Raw genomic sequence first — 15,676 nt, 5'->3', positions numbered from 1 at the left:
TTGATTTTACGGATGGAAAATATGTTATGATTTGTTAAAAAGGAGGGATTTCATGCTGCTTCTTCTGAGCTTCGGCTTTCTTATCGTGCTCGCCGTGCTGCTTTTATCCATCTGGTCGACTGTAAGAGCTTATAATGTAAAACATACGATTGACCCGCCGGAGGACGCATCAAAAGGCTTGACAGATAAAAAAAATCCTTAATGATGATGCGTCTGTTCCTCATGGCCGGAGGAATCATCGGCAGCTTCAGCACCCCCGACACGCACTTTTACAGTCGGCATATTATGCTGCTGTTTTGCCGTTACGTGGGATTGAACGGTATACACACCCTCTTCATCAAATTCAGTCCGCAGGTGATACGCCCCTTTTTCCTCCTTGGCCTTGCTTGTTTTGCTGCTGCCTTTTTTTCCTTCTTTCCATACTTCAAACATGACTTCATCCGCATCCGTGACACGCTTGCCGCCGTAAAAAACTTCCGCCTTGTATTCCGCTTTTTCATGCGGTGCAGTCGTTTCCGGTCCTGTAAGCTTGACCTCAAGCGCTTTAGGCTCTTCATCCGCGGAGGTTTTGTCCGAATTGCCCCCGCAGGAAGATAATAGAAATACCATACCGCACATACCTGCCAATACAGCCCGTTTCATCCCATCACTCCTTTATGTTTGCTTCTATTTTAGCAAACGCTTACACATAAGGTGTGACATTTTTTAGAAATATGTAAAAAAGCCTTTTTGCATGTCAGCAAAAAGGCCTGTTTTTTATCCGAACACTTTCAGCAAATCTTCTTTATCCTGTGACAGCCAGAAACGCATCAGACGTTTCGCGCCTTCTAAATCATGAAGTTTCGCCTGGCCGCACTGTTTTTCGTTGGCCGCCGGAATCTCCGTAATATCGATGGCTTCTTTCAGCGTAGCGTCAAGCAGGTCTACAATTTCTTCCGCTGTCGGCTCGCCGCTGACAACAAGATAATAGCCTGTCTGGCAGCCCATCGGTGAGATATCTATGATGTCGAAGTGATCGTATTTCTCAGAATGTGTGCGAATCGTAAACGCAAGCAAGTGCTCAAGCGTATGAATCGTATCCGGCTTCATCGCCTGTTTGTTCGGCTGGCAGAAGCGAATGTCAAACTTATTCACGACGCCGTCTGTTCCGACTTTATGCACTCCGCAATGTCTTACATACGGAGCCACAACCGCATTATGGTCAAGCTCAAAACTTTCTACTGAAGGCATAATGGCACTCCCTTTTTTTCAGAATATGCATCCATTATAACACAGTTTTCCGATAAGAATTGTGGCGGAAGCTTTTCAATCTGAAATTTTTTTTCTATACTAGCATCAGAAAGGTGGTTTTTTGATGAAAACCATAATGATTGCGTTCATCCGCGGATACCAGAAGTTCATATCTCCGCTGACGCCGCCGTCATGCCGCTTTTATCCGACGTGTTCACAGTACGGAATCGAAGCCGTCAAGACTCACGGCGCATTAAAAGGCGGATGGCTGACACTGAAGCGGATTTTAAAGTGCCACCCTTTTCATCCGGGCGGTGTTGATCCCGTACCGGACAAAAAACAAAAACATTAGTCCATATGCTGGTAGCCGTCGATCACCAGATCAAGTTTACCGGTTTCAGGATCAATCACCAGACCGTGCACCGGCACATTGTCGGGGAATAGCGGATGGTGTTTAATGACGTTTACGCTGTCTGTAACACTCGCTTCTACTGAATCAAAGCTTTTCAGCCATTGATCAAGATCAACTCCTGAGTGCTTCAGCATGTCAATCCGCTCTTTCGGAATACCGCGGTCGATAATTTTATCGAGCATATCCTCGCTGTTGATTTTGCTCATGCCGCAATCATGGTGGCCGATAACGCAGACTTCATCGGCGTTTAATTCGTATACGGCCACTAAAAGGCTGCGCATGATACTTCCGAACGGGTGGGCGACAAGCGCGCCGGCACTTTTAATAATTTTCACATCGCCGTTTCGCATATTCATCGCATGCGGAAGCAATTCTACAAGACGTGTGTCCATACAGGACAAAATCGCCATTTTTTTATCCGGGAATTTAGATGTTTGGTATTTTTCATAATCTTTGTTTTTAGTGAACTGCTCATTAAATTGCATGATATCGTTTAGAAGACTCATCTTGGTGTTTCCTTTCTGCTTTTTTATTCACAATATAACATAAGACGGGTCATTTCGTCACTCCCCGCACGAGATGACAAAGTGCTCAATAAATAAGACAAACCCCATTGGGCTTGTCTTATTTTCCCATATTGTATTTTTTGTTGAACTGTTCGACTCTCCCGCCTTTTTCGTTGAACTTTTGGCGGCCTGTATAAAACGGATGGGTATCTGAGCTGACTTCCACTTTAATCAGCGGGTATGTTTTTCCGTCTTCCCACTCTGCCGTTTCCGCTGACGTTTTCGTAGAATGGCTTAAAAAGCGATAGCCGCTGTTCACATCTTGAAAAATCACTTGATGGTTATCCGGATGAATATCTTTTTTCATGCTGATCTCCCTTTCTCAAATCGTAATAATTACGTTTTATTTTAAACCTTAAATATCCGCTTGTCAATCATATATGCCCTGATCCCTTGATTTCTAAACCCTGCACATATATGGAATCGGAAGAATAATCTAATCGCTTCAGCAAATAATATAACCACATTACATAAAACGGTAATTTAGAAAGGCGGTTTATGATCGTGGATGATTTAGTATTAGCCAGAAGTCTGTTCGGGACAACCATGGGCTTTCATATTATTTTTGCGACGCTTGGTGTCGGCTTGCCTCTGATGATTTTAATGGCTGAATTGATTTATCAAAAAACAAAAGATCCTCATTATGCCATTATGGCGAAAAGGTGGACGAAGGCGCAGGCTGTTCTGCTCGGCGTGGCGATACCGACCGGAACGATCGCGGGTACACAGCTTGCCCTTTTGTGGCCCGGATTCATGGAGGTCATCGGCAGGGTGATGTCACTCCCGTTTCAGATTGAAATTTATGCTTTCTTTATCGAAGCGCTGTTTATGTCCATTTATGTCTACGCCGCTGACCGGCTGACTCCGGCGATGCGCATCATTGCCGTTATTTTCGTTTTGATCGGCGCCGCGGCATCTGCCGTCTTAATCACAAATGTTCACGCATTTGAAGGAACGCCGGCCGGCTTTAAAATTTCAAACGGCAAAATCACTGACGTCGAACCGTGGGCAGCGTTTTTTAATCCAAGCTTTTTCACCACCGCGGGCCATGTCGTTCTGACGGCTTTCATGACCGGGGCATTTATCGTTGCGTCAGTTGCGGCTTATAAAATGCTGAGAACGAGAAAACAGGAGCAGGTATACCGCTTTCACCGAAAAGCGCTGCTGCTCGCCTTAACGATCGGCGGGATATTCTCCATTATTGCCTCTTTAAACGGTCACGAGTCAGCCCAGCTTCTTTACGAATACCAGCCTGAGAAGCTTGCGGGCGCAGAAGGGCTGTTTGAAACTAGATCACACGCTCCGCTTGCGATCGGGGGTTTTACTGATGCAAAAGAAGAAAAAGTAAAATGGGCGATAGAAGTGCCGTGGGCTTTAAGCTTTTTGGCTGCAAACAGCTTTGATACCGTCGTCAAAGGATTGAACGCGTTTCCGAAAGACGAGTGGCCGCCTTTATTCATCCATACACTGTTTAACGGAATGGTCGGCATCGGAATGCTGCTCATTTTGTACTCAATCATCGGCATCGTGTGGAGAAAAATTTTAAAGAAAGACAGCTTTCCGACTTGGCTTTTGATTTTATTTTTAACCGCAGGACCGCTCAGTCTGATCGGAATTGAATTCGGGTGGATATTCGCTTGTACGGGGCGGCAGCCATGGGTGATTTACCATCTCCTGAAAACGTCTGATGTCGTCACGACAACCGGTTCAATCGGTTTGCTGTTCATCCTGTTTACAGTGGTTTACGCCATTTTGGCAGCCGCAGTCATTTATGTGCTGCTTTATTATTTCCGCAAACATCCCGTTGAGGAGGATGTAAAAGCTGCGGAATCCTAACTATAGAAAGGGCTGAATTAAAATGGACATTACCATGGATGCTCTCATTGCGATATCAATCGTATGGGGCTTCGTGTTTATCTACGCGGTCATGGCAACGATGGACTTCGGAGCCGGCTTTTGGTCGATGATTTATTTAAATAGAGAACAAACAAAGGCGACAAACATCGCCAACCGTTATTTGTCCCCGACATGGGAAGTGACCAACGTCTTTATCGTCGCGATCGTTGTCGCCCTATTCAGCTTCTTTCCAGGGGCAACCTTCGTGCTGGGAACCGTTTTATTGATCCCGGGAAGTATTATTTTGCTGCTCTTAGCCATCCGCAGCGGCTTTCTCGTCTTCTCCAATACGGCGAAGGAAAGAAAAATCATGAGATATATCTCCGGAATTTCAGGTTTCATTATTCCCGCTGTGCTGATTTTGGTCCTTCCGGTCACACACGGAGGGTTTATTGAGAAGACGGGCGGAGTGTATCAACTGAATTTGGCAAATGTCTTTACAAGCCTTAATGCGTATGCGTTTATCGGCTTTGCCATTTTAAGCACTTTATTTTTATCTTCACTGCTTCTGGCCGATTTTTCAAATGTTGCGGAAGAGGAGCATGCGTACCGCATCTACAGACGGAGCTCTTTACTAACAGGGCCGCTGTCGCTTCTTTTCGCCTTCTTCATTATGCTGACATTACGCTCTGAAGCCGGCTGGCTGTATACGGGGATGATGAAAGACAAGACATGGCTCATTCTGTCTGTCATCACATTTATCATTGCCGGCGTGGCTCTGTTTTTGCCGAATAAGCGCTTCGGCCGCAACCTCGGCAAACCGAGAATCGCCATGATCGCCATTGCGCTTCAATACTTTCTGGCAAGCTATGCATACGGACGGGCGCATCTTCCTTATATGATTTATCCGGATATTACGGTCATGTCAGGATTTACGGAGCCGGCAACCTTCAGGGCGCTGTTTATGACGTATATCGTCGCTTTCATCATTTTGTTTCCCGGGTTTTATTTCTTCTGGAAGCTCTTTATGAAAGACAGACGTTATATCCGCCAGGAGGAATAACAAAAATCAGGGCGGCTCATACTAATGGCGTACCTTTTATCTTGGAGGGGAGCCAGCATGGACCAAAAAATTCTGTGTGAAGTCAATAACTGTTCATATTGGGGCAGAGGAAACAAATGCACGGCCGACGCGATTTATGTGGTCAGCCATACAGGCGAAACCGCTGAAAAAAGTGAAGAAACGGATTGCAAAACCTTTAAACCGCATGATTTATAAAAGAAAAGAGCTGTTTTATACAGCTCTTTTTCATTTCCGTGCCGCAAGCCTTTTTGAAATCAGCCCTTGAGCCGGGGAAAATCGCGCGGATGAGATGCATGGCAGAAAGGCGGTTCGTCGGCAAATATAGGCGGCAGACGGTACGATCAGTATCGCATTCATGACAAGCACAGAATTTTTTATCAAGATGTACATGTTTGCCCAGCCAGAAAGCAACACCTGCGATGTAAAGCCGACACTGTTTGAAGAATAAAAAAATCATCGCATCCGCCTATTAAAAAAACCGGCTGATACAGCCGGTTCAAACGGGGGAAGGGGTGATGATGAACAATTTCAATATAACAGCAGCATACAGGCAGCTCAACTCGCTGAAATGTCTTTTTATCAGTTGTTTGTCGTAAAAACGTCCATTTGGGTGACGTATTTTCTCATTATTTCCTGATTGACTTCAACACCCAGTCCGGGACCGTCCGGAACAGAGATGAATCCCTCTTCGATCCGCATGTCGGGAGTGACAATATCCTCCTCCCAGTATCGGTCTGATGAGGAAATATCACCCGGTATCGTAAATTGCGGCAGCGAAGCAAGCGCGACTGTCTGCGCTCTCGAAATGCCGGTTTCAAACATTCCGCCGCACCAAACCGGCATGTGATGCTCTCTGCATAAGTCATGTATTTTTAAAGCCTCTGTCAGGCCTCCTACACGCGCCGGTTTTATGTTAATGATTTTACAGCTCCCAAGCTCAATCGCCCGCCTTGCGTCATCATATGAGCATATGCTTTCATCAAGGCATACCGCGGTTCTCAAGTGTTTCTGCAGGTGGCGGTGATCGACAATATCATCTGCCTGAAGCGGCTGTTCTATCATCATGAGCTGGAATTCATCCAACTCTTTCAGCCTGCTGATGTCTTTCAGTTCATATGCCGAGTTGGCATCCGCCATCAGCGGTACGTTCGGAAAACGGCTGCGGATGGCTCTGACCAGCTCAACGTCATGGCCGGGCTGAATTTTTATTTTTATACGTTGATAACCTTCTTTTACGTATTGCTCAATTTCCCGAAGCATCTCATCAGCCGAAGCCAGACCCACCGCCACGCCGGCGGGCACTTTATCTCTTTTGCCCCCTAAGGCTTCTGCGAGAGATATCCCCTTTTTCTTGGCATATAGATCCCACACGGCTGATTCAAGCCCCGCTTTTGCCATGCGGTTTCCTTTGAAACGCGCGAGACTGTCAGGCACTTCTGACGGATGGAAAAACTCGCGGCCTACGACATTTGGGATGAAAAAATCTCTCAGCATATGCGCGCATGTCTGAATCGTTTCTTCTGTATACCACGGAGAAGAAAACGCCGATACCTCCCCCCAGCCGGTTCTCCCGGTTTCATCGATCGCTTCCACGATCAAAAATTTACGATCCTGCAGCGTTTCAATACTTGTTTTAAACGGTTTTTTCAGCCTCATACTTACATGATAAAGGGTGATTTTTTCAATCTTAATCATGACAATTCTCCTTTACGAAGCTCATTCAGCCGATGTCTCATCAGTTTATTGGACGCGTTCCGCGGGAGCCCGTCAACCTCGAAAAAAGCAGCCGGTATTTTATATTTTGCAAGCCGCTCACGGCAAAAGGCGGTCAGCTCCTCAGAACTGACAGAAGAAGTCAGCACGAGAAAAGCATGCGGCACTTTCCCCCACTTCGGATCTTCGGCTCCCGAAACACCGGCCTCCGCTACAGCCGGATGGGCAAGCAGCGCCGCTTCCACTTCTGCCGGGTAGATGTTTTCTCCGCCTGAAATAATGAGGTCCGACCGCCTGTCCAGCACGTATAAAAACCCTTCATCATCCAAATAGCCAAGATCGCCCGTTTTAAACCATCCATTATGAAAAGCGGCCTGGTTTGCGTCGTCACGATGGTAATACCCTTTCATTACATTCGGGCCTTTCACCGTAATTTCACCGTGTTCAAACGGCGCACAAGGGTTTCCGTCTTTTTCAATTCTAATTTCGCATGAAAACAGCGGTTTACCGGCCGAGCCGAGCTTGTCCATGCTGAATTCCGGAGAAAGCGTGACAATCTGTGAGCAGGTTTCAGTCAAGCCGTAAGATTGGAATACCGGAAATTGTTTCCTGCGGCATTCTTCGAGGAGCGGCAGCGGTGCCGGACCCCCGCCAAGCAGAATGCAGCGCAGTGATTCAGGACATTGTTCAGTTTCCGCAAGCAGGCCCGAAAGCATGGTCTGCACCGCTGAAATGATCGTGACCTGATGGGAGCTGATGCTGTCCAGCACATCAGTGACAGAAAATTTTTGATGAAGCACGACAGGCATGCCGTAAATGACCGACTTAAACAGCGCAGACAGACCGCTGATATGAAACAGCGGCAGCGCAATAAGCCAGCGGTCCCGCTCCGTGACCCCCAGATTCAGCGCAGACGATACAGCGCTGGAATAATGATTACCGAAAGTCTGCTGCACCCCCTTCGGTCTTCCCGTTGTTCCTGACGTATACATAAGAGTCGCCGTATCATCAAGCGTTACATAAGCTTCAGGTTCAATGTCTCCCGCGGCTTTGGCCTGCAGCTCGTCCACGTCCGCAGCGGCGACTGCAGATTCATAATCTTCGCGGCAAAAACCGTCCTCCGTCAATAAAAGCTTTGCCTGTGAATCTTCGAGCTGAAACAACCGTTCCTGTTTTGAGAGCTTCGTATTCAACAGCACAGCTTCCGCCCCTAATAAGAAGCAGGCGTGAACGGCATAAACCATTTCCGGTCTGTTAGAAAGCAAAATCGCGGCCCGGTCCCCTTTTTTAAGCGAGCAGTATTTGGACAGCCGCGCGGCCATTTGTTTAGAAGCATGATATAATTCTCTGAATGTCATCTGTTTGTTTTCAAATATGAGAGCGATTCTCTCTGGTGTCAGCTGAGCCCTTTGAATGAGCCAATTCGGCTGTTCTGTCAGCATGTTATCATCTCCGAGGTAAAAGTACTGTTTTTGAAAAGAAAACAGCTTGGACCAGAGCGGCTCAAGCTGTTTCGTAGTGTCATCTGATCACGGAAAACGAGGGAATTGACCGAAATCGGGACTGCGTTTCTCTTTAAAGGAATCGCGGCCTTCTTTCGCTTCGTCAGTCGTGTAATAAAGAAGCGTTGCATCTCCTGCAAATTGCTGAATTCCGGCGAGGCCGTCTGTATCTGCGTTAAATGCCGCTTTAAGGAAACGAAGGGCTGTAGGGCTTTTCTCAAGCATTTCTTCACACCATTTAATTGTTTCCTCTTCAAGTTTCTCTAATGGGACAACCGTATTGACAAGCCCCATGTCGAGCGCTTCCTGCGCGTTGTATTGACGGCACAGGTACCAGATTTCACGGGCTTTCTTATGTCCGACGATACGCGCCAGGTAACCTGAGCCGTAACCGGCATCAAAGCTTCCCACTTTCGGTCCGGTTTGGCCGAAAATCGCGTTATCGGCCGCAATCGTTAAATCACAGACGATATGAAGCACATGGCCTCCGCCGATGGCATAGCCTGATACCATTGCTACGACCGGTTTAGGAATAACACGGATCAAACGCTGAAGATCAAGCACATTCAGACGCGGGATCTGATCGTCTCCGACATATCCGCCGTGACCGCGGACTTTTTGGTCTCCGCCTGAACAGAATGCTTTATCTCCCGCTCCCGCAAGAACGATGACACCAATATTGGAGTCATCACGCGCACGAGCAAACGCGTCAATCATTTCTGATACCGTCTTAGGAGTAAATGCGTTATGTACCTCCGGGCGGTTAATTGTTATTTTTGCAATACCGTTATACGTCTCGTACAGGATTTCATCGTACTGACGTTCACTTTTCCATTCTGCAGCCATTGATATGACCTCCTTCATTTTTGCCTGAGTCCGGCCGAAAAGCTATTTTCTTTATGCTTTACAAGCCGTATAAAAACTCACTTACTATCTTACCAAAAATTCGCGGCTGTTCCACATGTACCGTGTGCCCCGCCTGTTTGACAACCTCTATTTTACTTGATGGGAGCAGGTTATGCACCTTTTGATTAATAGCGCAAAACTTTTCATCCCATTCACCGCATATGAGCAGAACGGGTGCTTTGATGCGGTGTAATGCCTCCCACCAGGAAGGCTGTGAGCCCGTCCCCATTCCGAGCAGGCTGCCTGCAAGTCCGGACGGATTATTTTTCATCCTGCCGGCACGGATGGACGCCTTTACGCTGTCCGGCAGAGAAAGCTGCGTGGCAAACAACGGAATGCCCTCCCAATAATCGACAAACGATGTTATACCTTCCCGCAATATAAAGTCAGCAAGCTTCCGGTCTGACTGAATCCGCTTTTTGCGTTCCTGAAGCGTGCTGAGGCCCGGGGTTGTACTTTCCAAAACAAGCGCTGACACCCGATGCGGAAATGCCTGTGCAAAGGAATACGCAAGTCTTCCCCCCATAGAATAACCAATAAGTTTCACTTTGTGAAGTTTTAATTGATCAAAAACGGCGGCAAGGTCCGCAACCTGCCGGCTCGCACTGTACCTTGCCGCTTGCACAGGCGCGTCTGTCTCCCCGTGACCCAGGCAGTCAATCATCACCATTCGTTCGCCGGGAAACATGCCGCGTAAAAACATCCATGATTCTTTGCTGCCCGTAAATCCATGCAGACAAACAATAGCTTCAGATGATTCGTGTCCGCTATCAGCAGCACGATAGCATACGCCGTCGGCCGTTTTAACTGTTACAGTTTCCATTCTTTTTTCACTTCCCGCACTGCGGCCTGCAGCAGATCGCGATGGAATTGAACTCTTGATGTCCGATCTGTTTTCAGCTCGATTATATGAAGTCCGGGCTTGTCCGCCTGCGGCTGATACGCATCCTTAAATGCTTCCCATGTCTCAGGGCAAGTATACGTCCCGCCGTACAGTGCGGCGGCATGCCGGAAATCAAGACCCGTCGGCGTACCGAACAGTTCTTCAAAATGAGTCTTATCAGATGCCTGCGGCAAAAACGAGAAAATCCCGCCGCCATCATTGTTTATTAAAATAACCGTAAGCGGAATTCCAAGTTTTTTAGCCGCTAACAGCCCGTTTAAATCATGGTAAAACGATAAATCTCCAATTACAAGCGTGACAGGAGCTTTTGTACCTTCACACAGTCCCATAGCCGAGGAGACAACTCCGTCAATTCCGTTAGCGCCGCGGTTGGCATAGACACGGAAGGAGCGATCTTGTTTTTCAAAGAACGTATCCACGTCGCGAATCGGCATGCTGTTTCCGACAAAAATCGAACTGCCTTCAGGGACAAGGTGCTGAAGCTGACGATATACATTTCCTTCAAATGATAAATCATCCATGCTCGCGTCCTGTAAATGACTCCGGAAACGCTCATTGACAAACTGCCATTTCTCAAGCCATCCGGACGGCCGCTTTCCGGTTTCAGCTGAACGGACCGCTTCCAAAAACACCGACGGATGGCAATGAATCATATGCGCGCCGGCCTGGGTGGGATCTCTCCATCCTCCGTCTTCATCGACGATAAACTGCTCAATGGCAGGATCATCTCTGAGCCATAAAAAGAGCGGTTTAGAAACCGGCATCGGACCGAAGCGGATCACAGCGTCAGGGCGCAGCGCCTCTTTTATTTCTTCATCTTTTAAAAACGAGTCATAAGCATCAATAATCAGCGTCTTATCATGCTCCCCGTTTCGGAGGTTTGAAAGCGGATCAGCCAAAATCGGGAACTGAAGCATCTCGGCAAGAGCGATGATTTGCTGCTTTTCTGCTTCACCGTGAATTTCGCCGCAGACGATCATACCTCTTTCGGTACCCGCGAGACGCTCTGTAATATGACAGAGAGAGTCTTGAGCAGCTGACTGAATCCCTGTTGTGACTGAGACGTGCCGCCCCTTTCTCATTCTTTCAAAAGGTCCGGCTGATAAATCCGGCATCAAAGGCTCTCTGAGCGGCACATTGATATGGACTGGCCCCATCGGGCGCTTCCCGGCTTCACTTACGGCTCTGCCGGCCAATGTTCTGATATAGGTCAGCATTTGAGGATTTTCCTCAGGCAGAGCCAAGTCTGTGAAAAACTTAACAAAGTTACCGAACAGAAAATGCTGGTTAATCGCCTGAGGCGCCCCCACTTCCCTCAATTCATGAGGCCGGTCAGCAGTCAGGACAATAAGAGGCACTCTTGAATAATGAGCTTCAATCACGGCCGGATAGAAGTTAGCCGCCGCCGTTCCTGACGTACAAATCAGCATGACCGGACGCTGGCGGGCTTTTGCAAGACCGAGTGCGAAAAAACCTGCGGATCGTTCATCAATCTGTATATGGACTTGAATATCCGGGTGGGCCGCCGCCAAAACCGCCAAGGGAGTTGACCTCGACCCCGGGCAAACAACTGCGTCGGTGACACCCGATAAAGCGAATTCATCAATAAAGCTTCCGATATAATGTGTAATCGGGTTTGTCAAAGCCTTTCACCTCCTAAAGCAGAGATCATCGGCTTTAGTTTAATTTGTGTTTCTTCATATTCTGATTGCGGATCTGAATCTTCAACAATGCCGCAGCCTGCGAAAAGCCGCGCACTTTTGCCTTCAATCAGCCCTGATCGGATAGCCACGACAAATTCTCCGTTTTCCCTGCCGTCCATCCAGCCGATCGGTGCCGCGTACCATCCGCGTGTCATTGGTTCAATATCAGCGATAATCTCAACAGCTTTCTGCTGGGGAGCTCCGCCCAATGCCGGTGTGGGATGCAGCTTTTCAATTAAATCAAACAGCGAAGCGGACGTTTTAAGATGGCCTGTGATCGGCGTATATAGATGCTGAACACTTTTTGTTTTATATAATTGCGGACCTGCAGGCTTTTTCACATCGCTGCAGCTCGACAAAAAAGAATCGTGTATCATCTTAACCACAAAATCATGTTCCGCGAGATTTTTTTCGTCATGCAGCAGCTCTTTGCCGAGACGCTCATCTTCTTGTTGATTTTCTCCGCGCTTAATTGAACCTGCCAGACAGGTGGACATGACGTCTTTGCCGGATTTTTTGATCAGCCGTTCCGGTGAAGCGCCGACAAAGCATTTATCTCCCTGCTCAATCGCAAAAACATAGCTTGTCGTTTGGTCCGTCAAAAGCTTGCGGACAACGCTCTCCGCCGGAATAGGCCCATCATATGACAAAACGACTTCCCTTGCCAGCACGACTTTATCATATTGATTTGCTTTCATATCATTTGTTGCTGTTTTAATGGCTTCAAGCCAGTTTTCCACATCAAGTTCTTCCGCTTTTGTTAAAACAGGATATTCTTCATACTCGATTGAAGAAACTGAAAAAGCTTCCGAAAAAGATTTCAGACGTTTAAGCGTATCTTCTGCCTGATTACCGTCTGCCGCCCATTGATTGACGGTTAAATAATCACCATCTGCCGTCTTTGTCAGCATGAGTGAGGGGATAAAGAACAGTCCTTCTTCGAACCCGTTCCATTCGTCTCCTCTCTCTTCAGCGGGATTAAATGAAAAACCGCCGAATAAGACAGGACCGACCGCGGTATGCGCCGCCTCTTCTTCTTCATGAATATGAAAAGCCGTCTTTTTAAAGCGCTCCCATTGTTCAAAAACGTCGTGATAACGCTTTCCATTTTTTTCATTCGATTGGAACAGCGCTTCTGTGCCAAGACCGACTATTGTTAATTCACTACCGGGTTCTGACCAAAAAAATCGTTTGCCTTTATATTTTTTTGCTCCGTCTTTGAAAAATGATAAAGGGTCTAAAGACGCAATACGTCTTGAATAGCTCAATAAGACAGCATGGTTGACTTGTTTGGCTTTATGTAATGCATGATCTGCTTCCTCTCGGAACGTATGCTGCACCGTTGTCACCATGAGACATTCCTCCATAATCCGTTAAATGCTTTTAATACAATACACCTGTGATGACTTTGTGTCAAACACACAGATGTGAGCACGACAAAATGCCTGCATTTCTTATTATAAACCTTTTTGCGCAAATGAATAAAGAAACAAACTTGAATTTTCTTTCCCCACTCTCGGCAATCACTGTATCCTTTTACTTCCTCATGGGAAAATGACTATTTTTATCCACCATTTTTCTGCGCAAAAGCGTTCATACTAACAGTAAGCATCACATAGAAACGAGGGATTGATATGCTTACAAACGAACAGATCACACACTTAAAAAAAGAATTGGAAGAAGCCAGACATGATATTTTGAGCCGCTTTAAAGAAAATGATCAATTTCAGTTAGCTGATGAATTCCCGTATCAGTCATCCGGCGAATTGTCTTCCTATGACAATCATCCCGGCGATCAGGCGACCGAATTATACGAGCGGGAAAAAGACCTGGCTCTGCTCGACCATGAACGGGAGCACCTTCGCGACATTGATTACTCTCTGAAACAAATTGAAAACGGCACATACGGCACATGTGAAGTCAGCGGCAAGGACATTCCTTATGACAGACTCGAAGCTCTGCCGACGGCTACGACATTGGCGGAATATTCCTCGCAGGATGCCGTTTCCAAAGACAGGCCGATTGAGGAGGAAACACCGTTCGGACAGTTTGAATTTGATGATGATGAATCAATCCGGGCGACTTACGATAGTGAAGATGCTTATCAGGATGTTGAGGAATACGGAAACTCAGAAACGCCTCAGGATTTAGAGGATCCTCCGCTCAGCTATGGGGATATGACAATGAACTCAGAAGAAAACATCGGCTATGCTGAGGATTATGAAAACTTTATCGCGACAGATATTACCGGAAAAAACATTTCCGTGTATCCAAGCAAAGCACACGAAAAATATGAACAGGAACTGGACGAAGAAGGAATTATGACGACCTTTGGCGATCTTCATGCTGATTAAAACCCCGGCCTGCCGGGGTTTTTGAATACAAATAAATGGTTTGCTGCATTTTTACACTGAAAACTCATACACTTAATGATGCATGAACCTTTTAAAAGGTTTAATATTTCCAAAAAAGGGAACTAACGTATTGACATTGAATGACGGAGGGAACAAATGAAAAAGAAGTATATCGGTGCGATTATTGTATTTATCATTACATATGTCTTGTTTTCTTTAGCGGGGGTTCTCTTTCCCATCGACCGTGAATGGTATGACGCACTGCAAAAACCTGACTGGACGCCGAGCGGATCAGTGATCGGCATCATATGGGCGGTTTTGTTTGCGCTTATTTCGCTCTCAGCAGCCATGATATACGCAAAGTTTTCATGTAAAGAATCCAAAGCTTTTTGGGTGATGCTTCTCATCAATTATATCGTGAATCAAGGATTCAGCTATTTTCAATTCACACAGAAAAATTTGCTTGCTGCATCTATCGATTGCCTGCTTGTGGCGGTGACAACACTCATTCTGTTGCTCATTGCCGGTAAATACAGTAAAGCTTCAGCCTGGCTTCTGGTCCCTTATTTATTATGGAGCGCTTTTGCCACATACCTGTCTTTTACCATTTACACTATGAACGCATAATAAAAAACCTTGCATAATATGCAAGGTTTTTTAATGACCCGTACGGGATTCGAACCCGTGTTACCGCCGTGAAAGGGCGGTGTCTTAACCGCTTGACCAACGGGCCTTATGGCGGAGAAGGAGGGATTTGAACCCTCGCGCCGCTTACACGACCTACACCCTTAGCAGGGGCGCCTCTTCAGCCACTTGAGTACTTCTCCGTATGGCTCCACAGGCAGGATTCGAACCTGCGACCGATCGGTTAACAGCCGATAGCTCTACCACTGAGCTACTGTGGAAAAATCATCATGGTGGGCCTGAGTGGACTCGAACCACCGACCTCACGCTTATCAGGCGTGCGCTCTAACCAGCTGAGCTACAGGCCCATGACAATATAAAAATGGAGCGGGTGATGGGAATCGAACCCACGAGTGCCAGAGCCACAATCTGGTGCGTTAACCACTTCGCCACAACCGCCAAAACAATATTAAATTAAATGGTGGCTCGGGACGGAATCGAACCGCCGACACACGGATTTTCAGTCCGTTGCTCTACCAACTGAGCTACCGAGCCTTTTTTATAAATGGCGGTCCGGACGGGACTCGAACCCGCGACCTCCTGCGTGACAGGCAGGCATTCTAACCAACTGAACTACCGGACCATTTTTTGGTTGCGGGGGCAGGATTTGAACCTGCGACCTTCGGGTTATGAGCCCGACGAGCTACCGAACTGCTCCACCCCGCGATGATAATTAAATTAGATATGGCGGAGGAAGAGGGATTCGAACCCCCGCGGGCTTTGACACCCCTGTCGGTTTTCAAGACCGATCCCTTCAGCCAGACTTGGGTATTCCTCCGTAT

Annotated in this window: 18 protein-coding genes and 9 tRNA genes; 7 read left to right on the top strand and 20 right to left on the bottom strand. The window is 47.1% G+C overall.

Annotation, left to right across the window (positions count from 1 at the left end):
- The first annotated feature begins 52 nt into the window (after positions 1–52).
- The gene (gene ytzI / locus BR62_RS0117215; protein ID WP_007408836.1) at positions 53–202 is read left to right on the top strand and encodes a YtzI protein; all 150 of its coding nucleotides are present in this window, start codon (positions 53–55) and stop codon (positions 200–202) included.
- Here the strand turns inward: ytzI and BR62_RS0117210 are convergent.
- Positions 199–642, bottom strand: coding sequence for a FixH family protein (locus BR62_RS0117210; RefSeq protein WP_020954287.1), 444 nt, complete (start codon positions 640–642; stop codon positions 199–201). The two genes, ytzI and BR62_RS0117210, sit on opposite strands and share 4 nt — an antisense overlap.
- A 114-nt stretch (positions 643–756) precedes the next feature.
- A complete protein-coding gene (locus BR62_RS0117205) occupies positions 757–1,230 on the bottom strand; it encodes an S-ribosylhomocysteine lyase (RefSeq protein ID WP_003152237.1) in 474 nt (157 codons plus the stop codon).
- 124 nt (positions 1,231–1,354) lie between these two features.
- On the opposite strand from BR62_RS0117205, the gene yidD reads away from it, so the two are divergent.
- Positions 1,355–1,582: a membrane protein insertion efficiency factor YidD gene (yidD, locus tag BR62_RS0117200; protein WP_007408838.1), complete on the top strand. Its 228-nt coding sequence runs from the start codon at positions 1,355–1,357 to the stop codon at positions 1,580–1,582.
- Here the strand turns inward: yidD and BR62_RS0117195 are convergent.
- Entirely contained in the window at positions 1,579–2,148 is a 570-nt protein-coding gene (locus BR62_RS0117195) for a beta-class carbonic anhydrase (protein WP_003152233.1), read from the bottom strand. The two genes, yidD and BR62_RS0117195, sit on opposite strands and share 4 nt — an antisense overlap.
- A gap of 118 nt (positions 2,149–2,266) precedes the next feature.
- Positions 2,267–2,515, bottom strand: coding sequence for a type B 50S ribosomal protein L31 (locus tag BR62_RS0117190; RefSeq protein ID WP_007408839.1), 249 nt, complete (start codon positions 2,513–2,515; stop codon positions 2,267–2,269).
- 197 nt (positions 2,516–2,712) lie between these two features.
- Between BR62_RS0117190 and BR62_RS0117185 the strand changes: the two genes are divergently transcribed.
- The 3 genes from BR62_RS0117185 to BR62_RS19395 are packed head-to-tail and all read left to right on the top strand — an operon-like array spanning position 2,713 to position 5,323.
- On the top strand, positions 2,713–4,044 hold the full coding sequence (locus tag BR62_RS0117185) for a cytochrome ubiquinol oxidase subunit I (protein ID WP_007408840.1): 1,332 nt from the start codon (positions 2,713–2,715) through the stop codon (positions 4,042–4,044).
- 22 nt (positions 4,045–4,066) lie between these two features.
- Positions 4,067–5,107, top strand: a complete 1,041-nt coding sequence (locus BR62_RS0117180) for a cytochrome d ubiquinol oxidase subunit II (protein WP_020956244.1) — start codon at positions 4,067–4,069, stop codon at positions 5,105–5,107.
- A gap of 57 nt (positions 5,108–5,164) precedes the next feature.
- On the top strand, positions 5,165–5,323 hold the full coding sequence (locus tag BR62_RS19395) for a DUF1540 domain-containing protein (protein WP_007408842.1): 159 nt from the start codon (positions 5,165–5,167) through the stop codon (positions 5,321–5,323).
- On the opposite strand, the gene BR62_RS0117175 is transcribed toward BR62_RS19395, so the two are convergent.
- The 7 genes from BR62_RS0117175 to BR62_RS0117145 all read right to left on the bottom strand — a co-directional run bounded on the left by BR62_RS0117175 (position 5,304) and on the right by BR62_RS0117145 (position 13,208).
- Positions 5,304–5,585 carry a hypothetical protein gene (locus BR62_RS0117175; RefSeq protein WP_032871652.1) on the bottom strand — a complete coding sequence of 94 codons (282 nt, stop codon included), beginning with the start codon at positions 5,583–5,585 and terminating at the stop codon, positions 5,304–5,306. The genes BR62_RS19395 and BR62_RS0117175 overlap by 20 nt on opposite strands.
- 122 nt (positions 5,586–5,707) lie before the next feature.
- On the bottom strand, positions 5,708–6,823 hold the full coding sequence (gene menC / locus BR62_RS0117170) for an o-succinylbenzoate synthase (protein ID WP_020956245.1): 1,116 nt from the start codon (positions 6,821–6,823) through the stop codon (positions 5,708–5,710).
- On the bottom strand, positions 6,820–8,283 hold the full coding sequence (locus BR62_RS0117165) for an o-succinylbenzoate--CoA ligase (protein WP_020956246.1): 1,464 nt from the start codon (positions 8,281–8,283) through the stop codon (positions 6,820–6,822). The genes menC and BR62_RS0117165 overlap by 4 nt, the downstream gene beginning before the upstream one ends.
- 87 nt (positions 8,284–8,370) lie before the next feature.
- Positions 8,371–9,189, bottom strand: coding sequence for a 1,4-dihydroxy-2-naphthoyl-CoA synthase (menB, locus tag BR62_RS0117160; RefSeq protein ID WP_007408846.1), 819 nt, complete (start codon positions 9,187–9,189; stop codon positions 8,371–8,373).
- A gap of 58 nt (positions 9,190–9,247) precedes the next feature.
- Positions 9,248–10,072 carry a 2-succinyl-6-hydroxy-2,4-cyclohexadiene-1-carboxylate synthase gene (menH, locus tag BR62_RS0117155; RefSeq protein WP_007408847.1) on the bottom strand — a complete coding sequence of 275 codons (825 nt, stop codon included), beginning with the start codon at positions 10,070–10,072 and terminating at the stop codon, positions 9,248–9,250.
- Positions 10,060–11,796, bottom strand: coding sequence for a 2-succinyl-5-enolpyruvyl-6-hydroxy-3-cyclohexene-1-carboxylic-acid synthase (gene menD / locus BR62_RS0117150; protein ID WP_032871651.1), 1,737 nt, complete (start codon positions 11,794–11,796; stop codon positions 10,060–10,062). Before menD ends, menH begins: the two co-directional genes overlap by 13 nt.
- Complete coding sequence (locus BR62_RS0117145) at positions 11,793–13,208, bottom strand: isochorismate synthase (RefSeq protein ID WP_025285163.1); 1,416 nt, start codon at positions 13,206–13,208, stop codon at positions 11,793–11,795. Before BR62_RS0117145 ends, menD begins: the two co-directional genes overlap by 4 nt.
- Before the next feature lie 282 nt (positions 13,209–13,490).
- On the opposite strand from BR62_RS0117145, the gene BR62_RS0117140 reads away from it, so the two are divergent.
- On the top strand, positions 13,491–14,210 hold the full coding sequence (locus BR62_RS0117140; protein ID WP_007408850.1) for a TraR/DksA C4-type zinc finger protein: 720 nt from the start codon (positions 13,491–13,493) through the stop codon (positions 14,208–14,210).
- Between the two features lie 156 nt (positions 14,211–14,366).
- Positions 14,367–14,837 carry a TspO/MBR family protein gene (locus tag BR62_RS0117135; protein ID WP_015240443.1) on the top strand — a complete coding sequence of 157 codons (471 nt, stop codon included), beginning with the start codon at positions 14,367–14,369 and terminating at the stop codon, positions 14,835–14,837.
- A 34-nt stretch (positions 14,838–14,871) separates the two neighbouring features.
- Here the strand turns inward: BR62_RS0117135 and BR62_RS0117130 are convergent.
- The 9 genes from BR62_RS0117130 to BR62_RS0117090 all read right to left on the bottom strand — a co-directional run bounded on the left by BR62_RS0117130 (position 14,872) and on the right by BR62_RS0117090 (position 15,672).
- A tRNA-Glu gene (locus tag BR62_RS0117130) sits at positions 14,872–14,943 on the bottom strand.
- Between the two features lie 3 nt (positions 14,944–14,946).
- Positions 14,947–15,037 (bottom strand) — tRNA-Ser (locus BR62_RS0117125).
- Positions 15,038–15,040: 3 nt separating this feature from the next.
- A tRNA-Asn gene (locus BR62_RS0117120) sits at positions 15,041–15,115 on the bottom strand.
- Between the two features lie 10 nt (positions 15,116–15,125).
- Positions 15,126–15,202, bottom strand: a tRNA-Ile gene (locus BR62_RS0117115).
- A gap of 15 nt (positions 15,203–15,217) precedes the next feature.
- Positions 15,218–15,293: transfer RNA gene (locus BR62_RS0117110), tRNA-His, on the bottom strand.
- A gap of 20 nt (positions 15,294–15,313) precedes the next feature.
- A tRNA-Phe gene (locus tag BR62_RS0117105) sits at positions 15,314–15,389 on the bottom strand.
- A gap of 11 nt (positions 15,390–15,400) precedes the next feature.
- Positions 15,401–15,477 (bottom strand) — tRNA-Asp (locus tag BR62_RS0117100).
- 6 nt (positions 15,478–15,483) lie between these two features.
- A tRNA-Met gene (locus BR62_RS0117095) sits at positions 15,484–15,560 on the bottom strand.
- A 19-nt stretch (positions 15,561–15,579) separates the two neighbouring features.
- A tRNA-Ser gene (locus BR62_RS0117090) sits at positions 15,580–15,672 on the bottom strand.
- Positions 15,673–15,676: the final 4 nt, after the last annotated feature.

The organism is Bacillus sp. UNC69MF, from assembly GCF_000746035.1.
In the GTDB taxonomy this organism is placed as follows: Bacteria; Bacillota; Bacilli; order Bacillales; family Bacillaceae; genus Bacillus; species Bacillus velezensis.
The sequence above is the reverse complement of the archived record's forward strand: the minus strand, read 5'-3'. Positions and strand labels throughout refer to the sequence as shown.